The organism is Dokdonella sp., from assembly GCF_044227025.1.
Lineage (GTDB): Bacteria > Pseudomonadota > Gammaproteobacteria > Xanthomonadales > Rhodanobacteraceae > Dokdonella_A.
The window spans coordinates 592,897-612,269 of sequence record NZ_JBGAFX010000001.1; the positions used below are offsets into that span (position 1 = coordinate 592,897).

The following is a 19,373-nucleotide window of genomic DNA, read 5'->3' on the forward strand; positions in this document are numbered from 1 at the left end:
GCACCCGCGAACCCGGAACCGCCATGCCGAAACGCTCGATCAGCCGCATCCCGTACGTCATCGAAGCGGTCGCGCGCAAGCCGGTCGAACTGGTGCGTGCGCATGTCGACGACACCGCCGACCTGCTCGGCAGCAGCGGCGCGCTGCGCTTCGGCCAGGGCCTGATCGCGACGATCGTCGCGTTCGCGCTCGGCGTGCTGTGCCTGCTCGGCGTGGTCGCGTTCCATTTCCCCGAATACCTGACCACGCCGGAACTGCGTCACCAGTACTCGGTCGACGTGCTGCGCCAGGCGATGCTGGTCGCGCTGCTGGTCGCCGGCGGCCTGTCGCTCGCGAATCTCGTGCTCGGCATCCGGCGCAAGACCAACCTCGTCGCCTTCGCGCTCGTGCTCGCCGCGGTCGCGCTCGGCGGCTCACGCGTGCCGGTCGGCAACTTCCCCGACCACACGCCGTACATCGGCCTCGACTGGTTCATCCTCGACCTGCTCGGCTCGACCCTGGTGTTCGTCGCGATCGAGAAGCTGTTCCCGCTGTACCGCAATCAGACCGTGTTCCGCCCGGAATGGCAGACCGACCTCAAGCATTTCGCGGTCAACCATTTCCTGGTCGGGCTGATCCTGCTGACGGTCAACTTCACCATCCATCACGGTTTCGCCTGGCTGGTCAGCCACGACTTCCAGCTCGCGGTGCAGCGCATCTGGTTCGTGCCGCAACTGCTGCTGTGCATCCTCGTCGCCGACCTCGCGCAGTACTGGACGCACCGCGCGTACCACGAGATCCCGTTCCTGTGGAAATTCCACGCGGTGCACCACAGCGCCAAGACGATGGACTGGCTCGCCGGCTCGCGCCAGCACGTGCTCGAGATCATCTTCACGCGCGTTGCCGTGCTCGCGCCGCTGTTCGTGCTCGGCTTCAGCGAGGCGGTGATCAACACCTACATCATCGTGGTCGGCTTCCAGGCCGTGCTCAACCACGCCAACGTGCACCTGCCGTGGGGGCCGCTCAAGTACCTGATCGTGACGCCGGACTTCCACCACTGGCACCACTCGTCCGACGACGAGGCGATCGACCGCAACTACGCCGCACACTATTCGTTCCTCGACTACCTGTTCGGCACCGCGGTGAAGGTGCCGGCGCACAAGCCGCTGCCGGCCGCATACGGCGTGGTCGGCGACTACATGCCCGACGGCTGGCGCGCGCAGCAGGCGTTCCCGTTCCGGGCCAGGCCGGCCACCGGTACGCCGCCGCCGTCGTGATCGGCGCGCGTCGTTGCCCGCGCGCCGACACGCGCGCGCGCCGTGTAGAATCGCGCGCTCGCGGCACGGGGGTGCCGATCCGGACTTCGAAAATGGGCATTTTTTCCAAGGTACTGATTGCAGTCCTGACCGTCGCAACCACGCCGGCATGGGCGTTCTGCGACAACGACGGCAGCAGCGGCGGCAGCAATTGCCACCAGCTCGACAGCGTCGGGGTGCTGACCTACAACGGGCCGATGACGACGCACTACGCGGATGCGCGTGGCGACGCGATCATGGGATCGGTCCCTACAGCCTTTTCGTTCTACCTCGACCTTTCGCAACTGGCTCAGCCCCAGGGGTCATCGGAGACCGTCTTCGCGGAGATGCTGATCGGCAATTCCGCCGGCCAGGCGCGGACGCTGGTATTGAAGTTCAGGAATGACGGCGGCGCGTACGCGCTCGTCCAGGAGTGGTGGCAGGCGCGACCGTACTGGTCGACCGCGGACGATTTCGGCGACACATCTGCGCGGACGTTGCAAAGCACATGGACATGCCCGCTTTCCAATCTCGGCGACATACCTGTCCAGATAGATCCGGTCAACCACGCCTGGGATACCTTCAACGTCAACGTGTCGACAAACGGTTGCCGCACGAACACCTACGGCATGCCGCCATTGCACCCGAATACACCGTACTCGTTGCTGCGGCTGCGCACCGGCATCATCCATTCGTCGAGTCTGTGGAGGGGCATGGCCGTAGGTTTCGACTTCGTCTTCCCGGGCACGACTTCCTGACGCCTGCCCGACGGCAAACGCGCGCGCGACGATTCGTTCGCGTGCGCCGAGCCCGGGGCCGCGCGGTCAGCGCGACGTGTGCGCCCCCGCCTCGCGCGCGGCCGCGACGGTGAATTGTTCGCGGCAGTGACGCAGCCGAAGCATCTGCAGATCGTCCGGGTCGGCCCGTTCGAGAAACCTGATCGAGGCGTCCAGGGTTTTCAAATCCGTATCGCTCACCGCGCGCGAAAGACCGATGCAGGCGAGTTCGCCCTCGGCCAGGGCGTGGTTCTGCCCGCGAGGACCTTTGGTCCGATCGAACACGCCGAGTGCCAGCCGGAGCTCACGCTCGGCTTCCTCGGAGCGGCCCAATTCGCGCAGCGTCGAGGCGACCGCGATGCGGAAGATGGCGGTGTTCACGTGCTCCGGTGGCAGTTTCTCCACATCGATGTCGAGCGCTTCCTTGAGAGATGACAGCGTCGTTTCGGGCGGCGCTCCGATCATCTGCTGCATCAGGCCGACATTGAATCCGGCGCCGGCCGCCTGCAGGGAGTCGCGCCCGTAGATCTCGCGCTTGATGGCGAGGTTACGTTGGAACAATTCGAGCGCGCGCTCGTTGTGGCCGAGCTTCTGTTCGATCGTCGCCAGCGTGTTGAGTGCCAGCGACGTCTGCGAGCTGTTTTCGCCGTAGACCTTCGTGTAGATCGCCAGGCTCTCGTCGGCCAGCGGCGCTGCGGCGGCCGGATCTCCGCCGTCACGCTTGGCTAGTGAAAGCCAGACCATCGCGTCGGCGCGCGCAGGGTCATCGGCGTCCAGTCCCGCGCGTATCCGCGGCAGCAGGTCCTCGAGCAGGGTCGCCGCTTCCTGCTTCGCGCCCGTCACCCGCAGGTTGATCGCGAGGTCGACCGCCGCCTTGAGCGCATGGCGATCGTCGCGACCGTACGTCGCGACGACGAGCGCGAGGTTCTCGCGCAGCAATGGCGTGGCGTCTGCCGGCTTCGCAAGTCCGCGCAGCGCCGTGGCCTTCGAAATCAGCAAGGCCGAGCGACTGGCGACGTCGGCCTCGGTCAGCAATGCCGTCGCCTCGTCGGTGCGCGCAAGCGCTTCGGCGTAACGGCCCTTCGTGTTCGCCAGTCGTGCGAGTTGCGCGAGGCTGTCGCGCAGCGCAGCGGGATCGCTTTGGCGAGCCGGTTCGCGCAGGGCGTAGGCGTCATTGGCGAGCTTGCCGGCTTCGTCGAGGTCGTCGAGTGCGAAGTACACGTCGCTGAGCGCGGCGAGCATCGAGGCGCGAAGGTCCGGCTGCTGCTGCAGGCCCTTCTCGAGTTCGGAGCGGCCGCGCTCGAGCAGCGTGCGCACGGTCAGGTCGTGGCCACGGCGCTGCTCGGGCGTGGTCGCCTTGAACAGCCCGACGAGGAAATCGCTGACCTGCTGCGCGCGCGCCTGCTGGAACTTCGCCTCGTGTTCGCGTCGCTGTGCCTGGTCGCGCTCGCGCGCGAGTTCGCGGTTCGCCAGCGCGGTAAACACGGCGAAGCCTGCGAGTAGGGCGAGCACGATCGAGCCCAGCGCGACGGCGAGCTCGTTTCGCTGCACGAAGCGCCGCATGCGATAGCCGCGTTCGCCAAGGCGCGCCGCGATAGGGCGCCGTTCGAGGTGGCGGGAGACGTCGTCGGCGAGTTGGGCGACCGAGGCATAGCGCTGCTCGGGGCGCTTGGCGAGGCAGCGCGCGACGATCGCGTCGAGATCACCGGCGAGACGGCGGCGCAGCCTGGCGACGCCGATGCCGCCGCGCAGTCGCGCGCTTTCGGCATCGACCACGCTGCTCGGCAGTCGCGGTGGTTCGTGCAGCACGCGCTTCGCTGCGTCGTCCGCATCGAGCCCGGACAGCTCGTGCGGGCGCACACCGGCGACGAGTTCGCACAGCAGCACGCCGAGCGCATAGACATCGGTGGCGGCGCCGACAGGCTGGTCGAGCCACTGTTCGGGCGCCGCGGCGTGCGGTGAGAGGGCGCGCTCGTGGGGCGCGAACGTCGCCGCAGCCGCATCGCTGTCGAGCGATGTCGCGATGCCGAAGTCAAGCAGTTTCGGCAGGCCGTCGTCGCGGATCAGGATGTTCGCGGCCTTCAGGTCGCGATGCACGATGAGCTTGGTGTGCGCATGCTGCACCGCCGAACACACGTCGACGAACAGGCGCAGGCGGTGCCCGATCGACAACGAGCGCGCGTCGCACCAGCGAGTGATCGGCCTGCCCTGCACGTACTCCATCGCGAAATACGCGCTGCCGGACGCGCTCGTTCCGGCATCGATGAGCCGTGCGATGCACGGGTGCTCGAGCGTCGCCAGCAGGCGCCGCTCGAACGCGAGGCGTGCGGTCGCGTCGGGCCCCAGGCGCGCGTTGCCGACGACCTTCAAGGCGACGCGCTGCGCGACGGTGCCGTCGTCGCGCTCGGCGAGATAGACGACGCCCATGCCGCCGCGGCCGATCTCCTCGACCACGCGGAATGCGCCGAAGCGTTGTCCGGGGCGCGCTTCCGCCCACACTTCGCCGACGCCGGCATTGATGCCGCGCGCGATGCGATCCCCGATCGTCGCGGTCAATGCGTCATGCGAGCGCAACAGTGAGTCGACGGCGCTGCGCAGTTCGTCATCCCCGGCGCACAGCCCTTCGAGCGTCGAAGCCCGAGCGGCCGGTGCGAGGTCGATGCAAGCGTCGAACACTTCGCGGGCGCGCTGCCAGCGCTCGAGTTCAGAAGCCATTGCCGGGTCAGGTCTTGTGCGGCTCGCCGGGCGCGAGGTGGTCGTGCAACCACGCGCGCGCGAACTGCCACGAGCGCTTGACCGTGCGCTCGGACACGCCGGTCGCGGCGGCGACCTCGGGGACGGTCATGCCGGCGAAGTAGCGCATTTCGACCATCTCGGCACCGCGTGCGTCGATCGTCGCGAATTCATCGAGCAGCCGGTCGAGTTCGACCAGGTCGACGCGCGCTTCGCCGTCCTCGATTGCCTCGACGCTCGGATCGTCAAGGCTGACCGGAGCGAGTCCGTCGCCGCGCTTGAGCGCGTTGCGTTCGCGAAAATGATCGGCGACGACGCGCCGCATCACGCGCGCGGCGATCGCGAAGAAGTGCCCGCGATTCTGGAACGCGGTCCTCTGCTGGTCGAAAAGCCGGGCGTACGCTTCGCCGACGAGGTCGGTCGGCTGCCAGGTCATCGTGCCGCTGCGCTGCAGGCGGCGCGCGGCGAGCGCGCGCAGCACGGGATAGATGCGCTCGACCAGCGCCGACTCCGACCCCGCCTTGCCGTCGCGCCATTCCTGCAGGAGGAGGGTGATCTCGGGATCGGCCGCGTTCATTCGCGGCTGTTTACAGGATCGATTGCGCCGGCGCAATCCGCAGCGCCGGCGCGTCCATGCGGGTGACGTCAGGCCAGGACCGGAACACCGGTCTTCGCCTGGATCTCGGCGAGTTCGACGCCGGGCGCGCGCTCGACCATGCGCAAACCGTCGGCTCCGGTGTCGAACACGCCGAGGTCGGTAATGATGCGGTGCACGCAGCGCACGCCGGTCAGCGGCAGCGTGCAGTTCGGCAGGATCTTGTGCATGTCGCCCTTGGCGGTGTGTTCCATCAGCACCACCACGCGCTTGACGCCGGCGACGAGGTCCATCGCACCGCCCATGCCCTTGACCATCTTGCCGGGGATCATCCAGTTGGCGAGATCGCCTTGCCCCGACACCTGCATCGCGCCGAGGATCGCGAGGTTGATGTGGCCGCCGCGGATCATCGCGAACGAATCGGCGCTGGAGAAGAACGCGGCGCCCTTGCGCGCGGTGACCGTCTGCTTGCCGGCGTTGATGAGGTCGGCATCGACTTCGTCCTCGTGCGGGAAGCGGTCGATGCCGAGCAGGCCGTTCTCGCTCTGCAGCCACACGTCCATGCCGTGCGGGATGTAGTTCGCGACCAGCGTCGGCAGGCCGATGCCTAGATTCACGTAGTAGCCGTCGCGCAGTTCGCCGGCGGCGCGCTGCGCCATTTCATCGCGGGTCCAGGCCATGGTTATTTGCTCACCGTGCGTTGTTCGATGCGTTTCTCGGGCGTCGCGTTGACGACGATGCGGTCGACGTAGATGCCGGGCAGGTGCACCTGGTCGGGTTCGATCGCGCCGACTTCGACCAGCTGTTCGACTTCGGCCACGCACACCGCGCCGGCGGTCGCCGCCATCGGGTTGAAGTTGCGTGCGGTCTTGCGGAACACGAGGTTGCCAGCCTTGTCGGCTTTCCATGCCTTGACCAGCGCGACATCGGCGCGGATGCCGCGTTCCATCACGTACCACTCGCCGTCGAACTGGCGCGTTTCCTTGCCCTCGGCGACGACGGTGCCGTAGCCGGTCCTGGTGAAGAACGCCGGAATGCCGGCGCCGCCCGCGCGCAGGCGTTCGGCCAGCGTGCCCTGCGGCGTGAATTCCAGTTGCAGTTCGCCGGCAAGGAACTGGCGTTCGAACTCCTTGTTCTCGCCGACGTAGGAGGAAACCATCTTGCTGATCTGGCGCGTCTCCAGCAGAAGGCCGAGGCCGAAGCCGTCGACGCCGGCGTTGTTGGAGACGACGGTCAGTCGTTTCTTGCCGGTGTCGCGCAATGCGGTGATCAGCGCCTCGGGAATGCCGCACAGGCCGAAGCCGCCGACCGCGAGGGTCTGGCCGTCTTCGATCAGGCCGGCGAGCGCCGTGGCGGCGTCGGGGTAGATCTTCTCGCTCATGGGGTTTCTCGCGACGGGGACAGGTGGTGCGCGGAGCACTCGTGGCATTTTGCCATGCCGCGAGCGGCATCGGGCCGGTACGGATGGACAATCGAGGGCGGCGCGGCCGCGCTGCTACAATTGGTCGTTTATCTCCCAGCCGGCCGCCGCCATGTCCACGCCCGCCACCCAGATCGCGCCTTCCATCGACCGCCCGCTGCTCGACGATGCGTACACGCTCGAACACAAGTACACGCGCGCCGAGGGACGCATCTACCTGTCCGGCGTGCAGGCGCTCGTGCGCCTGCCGCTGATGCAGCAGATGCGCGACCGCGCGGCTGGCGTCAACAGCGCCGGCTTCATCTCCGGTTATCGCGGGTCGCCGCTCGGCGGTTTCGATCTGGAACTGTGGAAGGCGAAGAAGCATCTCGCCGCGTCGAACATCGAGTTCACGCCGGGTCTCAACGAAGACCTCGGCGCGACGATGGTGTGGGGCACGCAGCAGGCGAACCTGTTCCCCGGCGCGAAGTACGACGGCGTGTTCTCGATGTGGTACGGCAAGGGACCGGGCGTCGACCGCTGCGGCGACGTGTTCAAGCATGGCAACGCGGCCGGCACCGGCAAGTTCGGCGGCGTGCTCGCGCTCGCGGCCGACGACCATGCCTGCCGTTCGTCGACGCTGCCGCATGGATCGGAGCTCGAGTTCGTCTCGGCGATGATGCCGATCCTGAATCCTGCCGGCGTGCAGGACATCCTCGACATGGGCCTGCTAGGCTGGGCGATGTCGCGATTCACCGGGCGCTGGGTCGGTTTCAAGACGATCGCCGAGACGGTCGAGTCCTCGGCGTCGGTGAACGTCAATCCGCACCAGCTCGACATCCTGCTGCCGGGCGATTTCGTGTTGCCGGACGGCGGCCTCAACATCCGCTGGCCCGATCCGCCGCTGAACCAGGAAATGCGCCTGCACCAGTACGCGGTGCAGGCCGCGTGCGCGTTCGCGCGCGCGAACCGCATCGACAAGGTCGTGCTCGATTCGCCGAAGGCGCGCCTCGGCATCGTCACCACCGGCAAGAGCTACCTCGACGTGCTGCAGGCGCTCGAGTACCTCGGCATCAGCGAAGAGATGGCGCGCGATGTCGGCATCCGCGTCTACAAGGTCGGCATGACCTGGCCGCTTGAGCCGCTCGGCATCCGCGAGTTCGCGCGTGGCCTCGAAGACATCATCGTGGTCGAGGAGAAGCGTTCCTTCATCGAGTCGCAGATGAAGGAGTACATGTTCAACTGGGACGTGCGGCCGCACATCGTCGGCAAGTACGACGAGGAAGGGAACTGGATCCTGCCTTCGACCAACGAGTTGACCCCGGCGATGATCGCGCTGGTGATCGCGCGGCGCCTCGCGCGATTCTTCACCAGTGACGCGATTGCGTCGCGCGTCGCCTGGATCGAGGCGAAGGAGCGCGAGCTGACCCTGCCGCGCGCGAATTTCCCGCGTGCCGCGCACTACTGCTCGGGTTGCCCGCACAACACCTCGACCGTGGTGCCGGAAGGATCGCGCGCGCTCGGCGGCATCGGCTGCCACTACATGGTCACCTGGATGGACCGGCGCACCGACACGTTCACCCAGATGGGCGGCGAGGGCGTCACCTGGTGCGGCCAGGCGCCGTTCACCGAAACGAAGCATGTGTTCCAGAACCTCGGCGACGGCACCTATTTCCATTCCGGCTCGCTCGCGATCCGCCAGTCGATCGCGGCGAAGGTCAACATCACCTACAAGATCCTCTACAACGACGCGGTCGCGATGACCGGTGGCCAGCCGGTCGACGGCACGCTCACCGTGCCGGACATCGCGCACCAGGTACGCAGCGAAGGCGTGCAGACGATCATCGTGATGTCCGACGACATCGCGAAGTGGAACCGGCCCGAGATCTTCCCGAGCGGAGTCGAGTTCATCCACCGCGACGAACTCGACGCGGTGCAGAAGCGCCTGCGCGAAGTCGCCGGCGTGTCGGTGCTGATCTACGACCAGACCTGCGCGACCGAGAAGCGCCGCCGCCGCAAGCGCGGCAAGATGGTCGATCCGAACAAGCGCATCTTCATCAACTCGCTGGTCTGCGAGGGCTGCGGCGACTGCGGCGAGAAGTCGTTCTGCGTGTCGGTGTTGCCGAAGGAAACCGAATATGGTCGCAAGCGCGAGATCGACCAGAGCAACTGCAACAAGGATTTCTCCTGCGTGAAGGGCTTCTGCCCGAGCTTCGTCTCGGTGGTCGGCGGCGGCCTGAAGAAGAAGAAAGGCAGGGCCGCCGTCGATTTCACGGCGCTGCCGATGCCGGTTTTCGCGAGCGACCTCGCGCAGCCGTGGAACATCCTCGTCACCGGTATCGGCGGCACCGGCGTGGTCACGATCGGCGCGCTGATCGGCATGGCCGCGCACCTCGAGGGCAAGGGCAGCACCGTGCTCGACCAGACCGGCCTCGCGCAGAAGGGCGGCGCGGTCACCTGCCACCTGCGCATCGCGCGCGCGCCGGCCGACATCCACGCGGTGCGCATCGCCGCAGGCGAGGCTGACCTCGTGCTCGGCTGCGACATGGTCGTCGTCAACGACTACTGGGCGCTGTCGAAGATCCGCGCCGGCCGCGCGCGCGTCGTGCTGAACAGCTACGAGGCGATGCCCGGCACGTTCACGACCAAACCGGACCTGCAGTTCCCGGCACAGCAGATCATCGATGCGGTGAAGACCGCGCTCGGCGGCGAAGCGCCCGAAGTCGTCGACGCGACCGAGCTCGCGACCGCGCTGCTCGGCGACACCATCGCCGCGAACCTGTTCATGCTCGGGTTTGCGTGGCAGAAGGGCTGGGTACCGCTGTCCCACGATGCGCTGATGCGCGCGATCGAGCTGAATGCTGCCGCGATCGAGATGAACAAGGCCGCGTTCAACTGGGGCCGCCTTGCCGCGCATGACATCGTGCAGGTGCGCGAAGCCGCCGGCATCGCGCCGCACCACACCTCGGGCGCGCCCATGACGGCGCATGTGGGAGCGGCGGAAGCCGCGATGCTCCTGCCCCTGGACGACACGCAGATCAGCCGCTCGCTCGACGAACAGGTCGCGCGCCGGGTCGCCTTCCTCACCGACTACCAGAACGCCGCCTGGGCCGCGAAGTACCGCGCGCTGGTCGACAAGGTGCGCGCGGCCGAAGGCGCCAAGACGCCGGGATCGAGCGCGTTGACCGAAGCGGTTGCGCGCTACGCGTTCAAGTTGATGGCGTACAAGGACGAATACGAAGTCGCGCGCCTGTACACCAGCGGCGATTTCGAAAAGCGCATCCGCGAGACGTTCGACGGCGACTACAAGCTGCATTTCAACCTCGCGCCGCCGCTGTTCGCCAAGAAGGATGCCGACGGTCACCTGAAGAAGGCCGAGTACGGCCCGTGGGTGTTCTCCGCGTTCAAGCTGCTGGCGAAACTGCGCGGTTTGCGCGGTAGCGCGCTCGATGTGTTCGGCTATACCGCCGAGCGCCGCATGGAGCGCCAGTTGATCGCGGACTACGACAAGACGATCGACGAACTGCTCACGGGTCTCGGCCCGGACAACCACGCGCTCGCGGTCGACATCGCCTCGGTGCCGGAACTGATCCGTGGCTACGGCCACGTCAAGGAACGCCACTTCGCCACCGCGATGAAGCGCCAGGACGACCTGCTCGCCGCCTGGCGCAATCCCGTGGGGTCGCGTGCGGCGGCCTGAGGATCAGCCGCTGCGTTGAGCGTGGCGGAGTCCACACGCCGTTCGCGTTGAGCGCAGCGGAACAAGGCTCCGCCAAGTCGAAACGCCGACGACGACTCCTCGACACCGCGGCTGCGGCGCCGCTTGCAAGGGCGCGCGGTCCACGAACCGTTCGCGCTGTCGCAGTCGCGGGGTAGCACGCTGGACGCCGGCACATCGATGCGTGCACCATGCAAGGTTGGACTGTTCCGGCCACACGCATGGACGAGACGACTTTCCGCGATTTGCTGGCGCGTCACTGGACCACGCTGTTCGATCCGCACACGATCGAGAAGGGTGCGGACTACCTGCGGCGCGGCTACGTGCTCGGCACCCACTACGAGGCGGGTGACGGCGAAGGCGCGCTGATCGGCATGGTCGAGGGCACCGCGCGCGACCCGTACGCGGCCGGCGTGCGGCTCGAATGGGACGGCCAGCGCGCGAAGCTCGACAGTTACTGCACCTGTCCGCTCGAGTTCGAATGCAAGCACGTCGCCGCGACCGTTCTGTTCGAGCTGCGCGGCAAACCGGCGGGACAAGTGCGCGCCGATCTCGAACCGACCACGCCACAGCTCGGTGCGTGGAAGAACTGGCTCGATGGCCTGCGTGCGCCCCCGGGCAACGAAATCCGGCCGCTGCATGCGGGCGCTACCGAAGGTTCGGTCTGCGCGATCCTGCTGCGCGCGGACAGCACGCAGGCATTGCCGACGTTGCAGGCACAGGTGGTGCGCGTGAAGCCGGGCAAGCGCGGCGGTTACGCGACGCCGCAGCCGTTGCAGCCGTCGTGGGCGGATCCGGCGCCGTGGAGCGGGCTCGACGCGGACACGTTCCAGCTCGTCGCCGGGCTGCGCATGCGCGCGCCCGCGTTCGGTGGTTCGGGCGGCTGGTTCCAGCTCGCTAGCGCGGCCGACGAGCCGCTGCTCGAAACCCTGCTCGGCGCGTTGCCGTGCTTCCTGGAGAAAGCCTCGGCCGGACGCCTCGTGCTTGGCCCGATGCGCGCACTGCGCATCGGCTGGGAAGCGCGCGACGACGGCACCCAGAAACTCGCGCTCAGTGTCGACGCCGCTTCGGCGAAGACGCGCCTGCTGCGCGTCGGCGGACTCTGGTATTTCGATCCGGCGACGCGCGAACTCGGGCGCATCGACGGCGATGTGCGCCTTGCCGAAGCGGTGTTGCGCGCCCCGCCGCTGCTGCCGGAACAGGTGCCGCTGCTGATGGAGCGCTGGCGCGACACACCCCTGCTCGCGGCGCTGCCGCCACCGGCGGCGACCGTGGTCGAGCGCCGTGTCGCCTCGCCGGTACCGGTGCTGACGCTGCGCGCGGTCGCGATAACGACCGCGGCCGGGGTGCGCTACCAGGCCGGCACCGCGCGCCTTGGCTACGACTACGCTGGCGTGCGACTGCCGATGTTTCCTGCGCCCGCGCGCGAACGCCGGCGCGTCGGCGAGCAAGTGATCGAAATCGTGCGCGACCGCGCCAGCGAAGTCGCGGCGAGCGATCGCCTCGACGAAGTCGGCCTGGTGCCGGCCGAGACATTGGGCCGCCTGCCGGGCGTGCCCGCCGACGCGGTAGGCGACAACGACTTCGTGCTCGAACACGGGCGCGGCCAGCTCGCCGGCGCGGACCAGCTGTTCGCGCTCGCGCCGCGCCTGCGCGATCTCGGCTTCCGCGTCGAGTCCGACGAAGGCTTCCCGTTCGCACTGCTCGACGAGCCGCGCGAGTGGTACGCCGAAGTCGACGAGGAAGCGGGCAATCCGTGGTTCGACCTGCGCCTCGGCATCGATGTCGACGGCGAGCGCATCGACCTGTTGCCGGTGCTGCATCGCCTGCTGTCCGATTCGGCGTTCCCGCTGGTCGCGCGCAAGGGCGAGCCCGAGGACGCGATGTGGCTGGTGCCGGTCGACGCGCGCCGGCGCGTGCCGTTGCCGCTGGCGAGACTGCGCGCGCTGATCGCCCCCCTGCTGGAATGGCTGCAGGTCCCGCCGCGCGACGACGACAGCGTGTTGCACCTGCGTCGCGCACAGGCCGAAGTGCTCGAGCGTGTCGCCGCGGGCATCGAACAGCCGTGGCGCGGTGGCGAACGCCTGCGCGCCGAGCTCGAGCGCCTGCGCGCGCCGCGCGAACCCGCAAAGGAGCCGGAAGGCTTTCGCGCGACCCTGCGCGGCTACCAGCGCGACGGCCTTGCCTGGCTCGGCTTCCTCGCCGATGCCGGCATCGGCGGCATCCTCGCCGACGACATGGGCCTCGGAAAGACCGTGCAGGTGCTCGCGCATCTCGTCGCCGAGAAGAATCGCGGTCGCCTCGACCGGCCCGCGCTCGTGCTCGCGCCGACCAGCCTGGTCGGGAACTGGCGCGACGAGGCGCGCCGCTTTGCGCCCGATCTCGACGTGCTGGTCGTGCACGGTCCCGAGCGACACGGATTGCACGAGGAGATCCCCAACCACGACCTCGTCATCACGACCTATCCGCTGCTTCTGCGCGACCGCGATGCGCTGGTTGCACACGCGTACTCGGTGCTCGTGCTCGACGAGGCGCAGGCGATCAAGAATTCCAAGAGCCAGGCCGCCAAGGTCGTGCGCGAGCTCGACGCGCGCCAGCGCATCGCGATGACCGGCACTCCGCTGGAGAACCATCTCGGCGAGCTGTGGGCCGAATTCGATGCGATCGAGCCCGGCCTGCTCGGCAGCGAGAAGCACTTCACCAGGTTCTTCCGCTCGCCGATCGAGAAACACGGCGACGTCGAGCGGCGCGAGCGCCTCAGTCGCCGCATCGCACCGCTGATGTTGCGTCGACGCAAGGAAGACGTGCTGTCGGAATTGCCGCCGAAGACCGAGATCGTGCGCCGCATCGAACTCGAGGGCGACCAGCGCGAGTTGTACGAGACGCTGCGCCTGACCCAGCACGAACGCGTGCTCGACGAAGTGCGGCGGCGTGGCCTCGCGCAGAGTGGCATCGTCGTGCTCGATGCGCTGCTCAAGCTGCGCCAGGCCTGTTGCGATCCGCGCCTGGTCAAGCTCGACGGTGCGCGCAAGGTGCGCGAATCCGCCAAGCTCGACTACCTGCTCGACCTGCTCGGCAACCTGGTCGAGGAAGGTCGGCGCGTGCTCGTGTTCAGCCAGTTTGCCGAGATGCTCGCGCTTGTCGCCGCATCGCTCGACGAGCGCCGCCTCGGCTACCAGAGCCTCACCGGCGACACGCCCGGCACGCAGCGCACGGCGCTGGTCGAGCGCTTCCAGGCGGGCGAGGTGCCGCTGTTCCTGATCAGTCTCAAGGCGGGTGGCGTCGGCCTCAACCTGACCGCGGCGGATACCGTGATCCACTATGACCCGTGGTGGAATCCCGCGGTCGAGGCGCAGGCGACCGACCGCGCCCATCGAATCGGCCAGGACAAGCCGGTGTTCGTCTACAAGCTGATCTGCGCCGGCACGGTCGAGGAGAAGATCCAGGCCCTGCAGCAGCGCAAGGCCGAACTCGCGCGTGCCGTGCTCGAAGGCGGCAGCACGCAGGCGCTGCGCTTCGATGATGCCGACGTGGCGGAGTTGTTCGCGCCGTTGTAGTACGAAGCGCCGTTCCGTCCCCAACAGTCCGCGTTGAGCCTCGGATGCCTCCCGTCATTCGCATTGAGCGCTGCGATCGCTCTCCCCACCCGTTCGCGTTGAGCGCAGCGAGCGGCAGCGAGCGAAGTCGAAACGCCTGCGACGGCGCCGCAACCCTTCGACTCCGCGCCTTCGGCGCTGCGCTCAGGGGGAACGGTCGTGTGGTGCGGACGTTGCGCGGTGCGAACGAACGCATAAGCCGTTCGCGTTGAGCGCAGCGAGCGAAGTCGAACGCCTGCGACAGCGCTGCAACCCTCAGTACGGCTTTGCGGACCCTTCGACTCCGCGCCTTCGGCGCGGCGCTCAGGGCGAACGGTCGTGTGGTGCGGACGTTGCGCAGTACGAACGAACGCATAAGCCATTCGCGTTGAGCGCAGCGAGCGCTCTCCCCCTCCGTTCGCGTTGAGCGCAGCGAGCGCTCTCCCCTTCCGTTCGCGTTGAACGCAGCGAGCGGCAGCGAGCGAAGTCGAAACGCCTGTGACAGCGCCCGGCGGTCCGATCTTCCTCAGTGCTGCGACGGCGTCGCCGGCTCCTTGTGCCCGCCAATGCGCACGCCCTCGCCGACATGCACGCCCTCGCCGACATGCACGCCGGAGTCTTCTGCCGCGTCTTCCTCGTCATCGTCCGCCGCATCTTCCTCGCCGCTGCCGCTGATGCGCGCGAGCAGGGCAGTGTCGCCGGTGAGTGCGGCAATCGTGGCCTTGCGCATCCACCAGTTCTGGCCGATCAGGAATTCGTACGACGTCATCCCGGCGGTCTTGAGCGCCTCAGCCTGCGCCTGCCCGGCGTCGACGTGCGGTTGCGTGGTCGCAGCGTTGATCGCGAGCAGTTGCTCCAGCGGAAACGGCGGATCGAGGCGCAGGGCCTGATGATGGGCGAAGGAGTCGGCCAGATCGCGCCCGTGCGCGGCGAACCGGCCCTGCGTCGCGCGGAAGAATGCGATGCTGTAGCGCTCGCTCAATGCGGGCGCCTGCTGCATGCGCGCGGTGTAGCCGCGATCGAGCTCGGCCAGCTTGGCCGCGTCGAGCTTGTGGTGCGCGAGCGCGTGCGCCCGCCCGGCGTCGCCGGCGTACACCAGTTCGTTCTGCAGCGCGGCGTAGTCGTCGAAGCCGATTGCACTGATCGGCGCGAGTGCGGCGGCGGGAATGTCGCCGAGTTTCGGGTCGAGTGCCTCGGCAAGCGCGGTCTCGCCGTCGTGGCGGATCTGCTCGGTCGCGGCCGCAATCGCCGCGGAATCGGCGATCGGCGCGAGCGGGCGCGCGAGCAGCTCGGCGGGCGGCGCGAGCTTGGCGATCAGCTCCTGCGCGGCCTGGTAGCGCTTCGCGCTCGGCGGATGGGTGCGGAACATCGTCGCCGGGGCGTGGCCGGCTTCGAGTTCGCCGAGGCGCTGCTGCAAGCGGAGCATGCCCTGCGGGTTGTAGCCAGCCGCGATCATCCAGCCGAGGCCGAGGCGGTCGGCTTCCATTTCCTGGTTGCGGTTGAACTTCAGCGCGACGAGATTGCCGCCGACGTTGCCGGCGGCGCCGCCGAGCACCGCGCCGGCACCGGCATGCCGGCCACCGAGCTTGGCGCCGATGATCGCGCCGAGGATCGTGCCGACCACGCGCGCGCCCTGTTCCTTGCGTCGCCCCGCGCCAAGATGATCGGCCTTGTGATGGCCCATCTCGTGGCCGAGCGTAGCGGCGACCGCATCGCGATCATTGCCCATCGCGGCGAGGAGTCCCGCCTGCACGAGGATGATCTTCTCGCCATCGATCTCGGTCGCCAGCGCGTTGATGTCCGGATCGGTCGAGTAGACGAGCCGGGCCTGCACGCCGGAGACTCGTTCGAGGTCGGCGTGGATCTTCTCCAGTTCGGTTGCCTGCGCGCGCAGATCCGCATCGCTGGCCTGGGTGGCGACGGCGTCGACGAGGTAGTAATGCGTTTCCGCGCGGACGGTACCGGCGCCGGTCAGGAGGGCAAGGGCGAGAGCGATGGTGGGGCGGAACACGCAAGCCTCGGGGGTGGGGTGGGGCATGGCGGCATTTCACCAAACAGCGACCGCGCACCGCAAATTTCCGGCAGAGCATGGTCCGATCCGGCCCGAGGTTCCTCAGACCAGATCGATGTACTCGAAGCGCCCGTCGCGCAGCACGCGCTCGCCGCGTTCGAGCGCCAATGGCGCGCCGAACAGCGGACTGTCGTGCACGCAGGTGTGGAACTCGCCGTTCTCGCCGCAGGGATCGCAGGACGAAGGCAGGTCGGCGAGCAGGCGCGCGCTGTAGTCACGGCCGCAATACGCGGCGTCGAGTTGGCTGGTGTCGACGCAGCACAGGATCGCGCGGTGCCCGCGTGCGACGAAGGTACGCGCGAGGCGTGCGGTGTCTTCACCCCACAGCGGGAATACGCAACGCCAGCCGAGGCGCGCGAGCAGTGCCTCGCGATACGCGCGCACGTCGGCAAGGAACAGGTCGCCGAACGCGATCGTGTCGAGCCCGGCGTGCCGGGCCCGCGCGCACGCCAGCGCGTCCGCGAACGCCGATTCGTACACTGCGTTGCTCGCCTGCGGCGGAATCACCACCTCGAACAATGGCAGGTCGAGCGCGACAGCCTGCGCCCGCAGGATCGAGCGGCGCACACCATGGATGCTGATCCGGTCGTACTCGCCGGTGACCGTCGTCAGCAGCCCGGCGACGTGCCATTGCGGATCGCCGAGCAGGCGTTCGAGTGCGAGGGTCGAGTCCTTGCCGCCGCTCCAGCCGATCAGCAGCGGCGTCGTCATGCGCGCCGCTCCCACAGCAGGATGCGATTGTTGGCCGGCAACGCGACACCGTCGATGCGCGCGAAACCGGCGGCGCGGGCAAGCGCATCGACCGCCGCGACATCGCGCAGACCCATGTGCGCCGCGCGCGCCCTCAGCGAGGCATCGAACGCGGCATTGCTGTCGCTGGTGTAGCGCCCTTCGAGGTTGAACGGCCCGTAGATCGCGAGCTTTGCAGCGGGCGTCGTCGCACGCGGCAAGGCCGCGAACAATGCCTCGACCTCGGGCCAACCCATGATATGCAGGGTATTGGAGCTGAACACCGCGTCGTAGGGGCCGCCGGGCCAGCTGCCCGTCGCATCCAGCTCGAGCGGTGCCGGCGTGTTCGGCAAGGCGGCCTCGCTGAGCCAGGCTCGGATGCCGGCGAGGTTCTCCGCGCGATCCGACGCCTGCCATTCGAGTTGCGGCAGAGCCGCCGCGAAATGCACTGCGTGCTGGCCGGTACCACTGCCAACCTCGAGCACGCGCCGGCGGTCGGCGAAGAATCCGCGCAACACGCCAAGGATCGGATCGCGATTGCGCTCGCAGGCGGCGGAATACGGTTTGTCGTCCATCGCGGGAGTGTGCACGAGCCAGCGCGCGCGCGACAGCGCCGATCCGCTCGGACCATTCCGGGCGCAAGCACCCCGGAAACAGGTTCGACCCGTGGATTCTGTCGGGGTCAAGCGTGTGCGATGCTTGCGCGACCCCGGCGACGACCCTGCGCATGCTCAACCGGCTCTGGCTTGGTTTCTTCCTGACGGCGGCGGTGGCCGCGCTTGCGCAGTGGCTGGTCGGCGGCAATGCGGGTGTATTCGCGGCGATGGTCGCCAGCCTGTTCGACATGGCGAAGCTGTCGGTCGAGGTGATGATCCTGCTGTTCGGCACGCTCACCCTCTGGCTCGGCTTCCTGCGCATCGCCGAGCGCGCCGGCCTGATCGACCTGCTCGCGCGCGCGCTCGGTCCCCTGTTCGCGCGCCTGATGCCGGGGGTGCCGCGCGGTCATCCGGCGATCGGCCTGATCACCCTGAATTTCGCCGCGAACGTGCTCGGCCTCGACAATGCGGCGACGCCGATCGGTCTGAGAGCGATGCGCGAATTGCAGACGCTGAACCCGTCGCCCGACACGGCGAGCAACGCGCAGATCCTGTTCCTCGTGCTGAACGCGTCGTCGCTGACCCTGTTGCCGGTTTCGATCTTCATGTATCGCGCGCAACAGGGTGCGCACGATCCGACCCTCGTGTTCGTGCCGATCCTGCTCGCGACCAGCGCGTCGACCCTGGTCGGCCTGCTGAGTGTCGCGTACATGCAGAAGCTGAAGCTGCGCGATCCGCTCGTGCTGGTGTTCCTGCTCGGCGTCACGGTGCTGCTGAGCGCATTCATGGCCGTACTGCTGCAGCTGCCCGCCGCCGCGCTCGCGCCGCTGTCGTCGCTGCTCGGCAACCTCACGTTGTTCGCGATCGTGCTCGGTTTCCTCGTCGCCGGTGCGTGGCGCAAGGTCCCGGTGTACGAGAGCTTCGTCGACGGGGCGAAGCAGGGCTTCGAGGTCGCGAGGGAGCTGTTGCCGTACCTCGTCGCGATGCTGTGCGCGGTCGGCGTGCTGCGCGCGTCCGGCGCACTCGACTTCGCGCTCGATGGCGTGCGCTGGTGCGTCCACGCGGCCGGCCTCGACGCGCGCTTCGTCGACGCACTGCCGACCGCGCTGGTCAAGCCGTTCTCGGGCAGCGCCGCGCGCGCGTTGCTGATCGAGACGATGAAGACGCAGGGCGTCGACAGCTTCGCCGCCCTGCTCGCGGCGACCGTGCAGGGCAGCACCGAGACGACGTTCTACGTGCTCGCGGTGTATTTCGGCGCGGTCGGCATCCGACGCGCGCGCCATGCGGTCGGCTGCGCGCTGCTGGCCGATCTCGCCGGCGTGCTCGCCTCGATCGCGGTGTGCTACTGGTTCTTCGGCTAGCGAATTGAAGAATTGCCGTCATTCCTGCGCAAAAGGGGGCCGGCGACTTCATGCCTGCGCATTTGCACCTGCAACGAAAATGAACGAATATTGCAGGTGACAACAGGCGAGGAATCGCGATGGCCGTCCATCCCGCCCGCAGGACCACTCCGGCGACCGATCCGGGCCAGGTGCTGACCAAGGCCGCGCTGCGCGCGGCCGAGATCCTCGACGTGCCGCAGCGAACGCTGGCCGAGATCATCGGCGTCAGCACCTCGACCATCTCGCGCGCGGCGCGCGCGCCGCTCGATCCGGCCAGTAAGCCGGGCCAGCTCGCCGCACTGTGGGTGCGCGCGTTCCGCGCGCTCGATGCGATCGTCGGTTCGAACGATGCCGCCGCGCGCGCGTGGCTGACTTCGGCGAACGCGGCGTTCGGTGGCGCGAAGCCGCTCGAACGCATGCGCCATGCGGAAGGCCTCGTGCACGTGCTGCACTACCTCGACAGCGCGCGCGCGCGCCTGTGAGCGCGTCGCGGCGCGTGCGACGGCGCGTCGCCACGCTGTGCGG

The 19,373-nt window shown here is 68.3% G+C and carries 13 protein-coding genes; 6 read left to right on the forward strand and 7 right to left on the reverse strand.

What is annotated here, in order from left to right:
• The first annotated feature begins 23 nt into the window (after positions 1-23).
• Both ACILRJ_RS02625 and ACILRJ_RS02630 read left to right on the forward strand, forming a co-directional pair.
• Positions 24-1,256: a sterol desaturase family protein gene (locus ACILRJ_RS02625; protein WP_395680084.1), complete on the forward strand. Its 1,233-nt coding sequence runs from the start codon at positions 24-26 to the stop codon at positions 1,254-1,256.
• Between the two features lie 92 nt (positions 1,257-1,348).
• Positions 1,349-2,032: a hypothetical protein gene (locus ACILRJ_RS02630; RefSeq protein ID WP_395680086.1), complete on the forward strand. Its 684-nt coding sequence runs from the start codon at positions 1,349-1,351 to the stop codon at positions 2,030-2,032.
• A 66-nt stretch (positions 2,033-2,098) separates the two neighbouring features.
• Here the strand turns inward: ACILRJ_RS02630 and ACILRJ_RS02635 are convergent, their stop codons facing one another.
• From ACILRJ_RS02635 to ACILRJ_RS02650, 4 genes are all read right to left on the reverse strand, one after another.
• A complete protein-coding gene (locus ACILRJ_RS02635; protein WP_395680088.1) occupies positions 2,099-4,765 on the reverse strand; it encodes a protein kinase domain-containing protein in 2,667 nt (888 codons plus the stop codon).
• Between the two features lie 7 nt (positions 4,766-4,772).
• Complete coding sequence (locus tag ACILRJ_RS02640; protein ID WP_395680090.1) at positions 4,773-5,360, reverse strand: ECF-type sigma factor; 588 nt, start codon at positions 5,358-5,360, stop codon at positions 4,773-4,775.
• Between the two features lie 68 nt (positions 5,361-5,428).
• Entirely contained in the window at positions 5,429-6,058 is a 630-nt protein-coding gene (locus ACILRJ_RS02645) for a 3-oxoacid CoA-transferase subunit B (RefSeq protein ID WP_395680092.1), read from the reverse strand.
• Positions 6,059-6,060: 2 nt separating this feature from the next.
• Positions 6,061-6,759 (reverse strand): CoA transferase subunit A, encoded by a 699-nt coding sequence (locus ACILRJ_RS02650; RefSeq protein ID WP_395680094.1) that lies wholly within the window; start codon positions 6,757-6,759, stop codon positions 6,061-6,063.
• A gap of 151 nt (positions 6,760-6,910) precedes the next feature.
• Between ACILRJ_RS02650 and ACILRJ_RS02655 the strand changes: the two genes are divergently transcribed.
• Together ACILRJ_RS02655 and ACILRJ_RS02660 are read left to right on the forward strand one after the other, a co-directional pair.
• A complete protein-coding gene (locus ACILRJ_RS02655; RefSeq protein ID WP_395680096.1) occupies positions 6,911-10,477 on the forward strand; it encodes an indolepyruvate ferredoxin oxidoreductase family protein in 3,567 nt (1,188 codons plus the stop codon).
• Positions 10,478-10,716: 239 nt separating this feature from the next.
• Positions 10,717-14,052 carry an SNF2-related protein gene (locus tag ACILRJ_RS02660; RefSeq protein ID WP_395680098.1) on the forward strand — a complete coding sequence of 1,112 codons (3,336 nt, stop codon included), beginning with the start codon at positions 10,717-10,719 and terminating at the stop codon, positions 14,050-14,052.
• 544 nt (positions 14,053-14,596) lie between these two features.
• Here ACILRJ_RS02660 and ACILRJ_RS02665 read toward each other — a convergent pair.
• The 3 genes from ACILRJ_RS02665 to ACILRJ_RS02675 all read right to left on the reverse strand — a co-directional run bounded on the left by ACILRJ_RS02665 (position 14,597) and on the right by ACILRJ_RS02675 (position 17,445).
• Positions 14,597-16,108: a M48 family metalloprotease gene (locus ACILRJ_RS02665; RefSeq protein WP_395680100.1), complete on the reverse strand. Its 1,512-nt coding sequence runs from the start codon at positions 16,106-16,108 to the stop codon at positions 14,597-14,599.
• A 75-nt stretch (positions 16,109-16,183) separates the two neighbouring features.
• Positions 16,184-16,852 (reverse strand): ATP-binding protein, encoded by a 669-nt coding sequence (locus ACILRJ_RS02670; protein ID WP_395680102.1) that lies wholly within the window; start codon positions 16,850-16,852, stop codon positions 16,184-16,186.
• The gene (locus ACILRJ_RS02675; protein WP_395680104.1) at positions 16,849-17,445 is read right to left on the reverse strand and encodes a DUF938 domain-containing protein; all 597 of its coding nucleotides are present in this window, start codon (positions 17,443-17,445) and stop codon (positions 16,849-16,851) included. Before ACILRJ_RS02675 ends, ACILRJ_RS02670 begins: the two co-directional genes overlap by 4 nt.
• 152 nt (positions 17,446-17,597) lie before the next feature.
• Between ACILRJ_RS02675 and ACILRJ_RS02680 the strand changes: the two genes are divergently transcribed.
• Positions 17,598-18,827 (forward strand): nucleoside recognition domain-containing protein, encoded by a 1,230-nt coding sequence (locus tag ACILRJ_RS02680; RefSeq protein WP_395680106.1) that lies wholly within the window; start codon positions 17,598-17,600, stop codon positions 18,825-18,827.
• A 119-nt stretch (positions 18,828-18,946) separates the two neighbouring features.
• A complete protein-coding gene (locus tag ACILRJ_RS02685) occupies positions 18,947-19,330 on the forward strand; it encodes an antitoxin Xre/MbcA/ParS toxin-binding domain-containing protein (RefSeq protein ID WP_395680108.1) in 384 nt (127 codons plus the stop codon).
• The last annotated feature ends 43 nt before the right edge of the window (positions 19,331-19,373 follow it).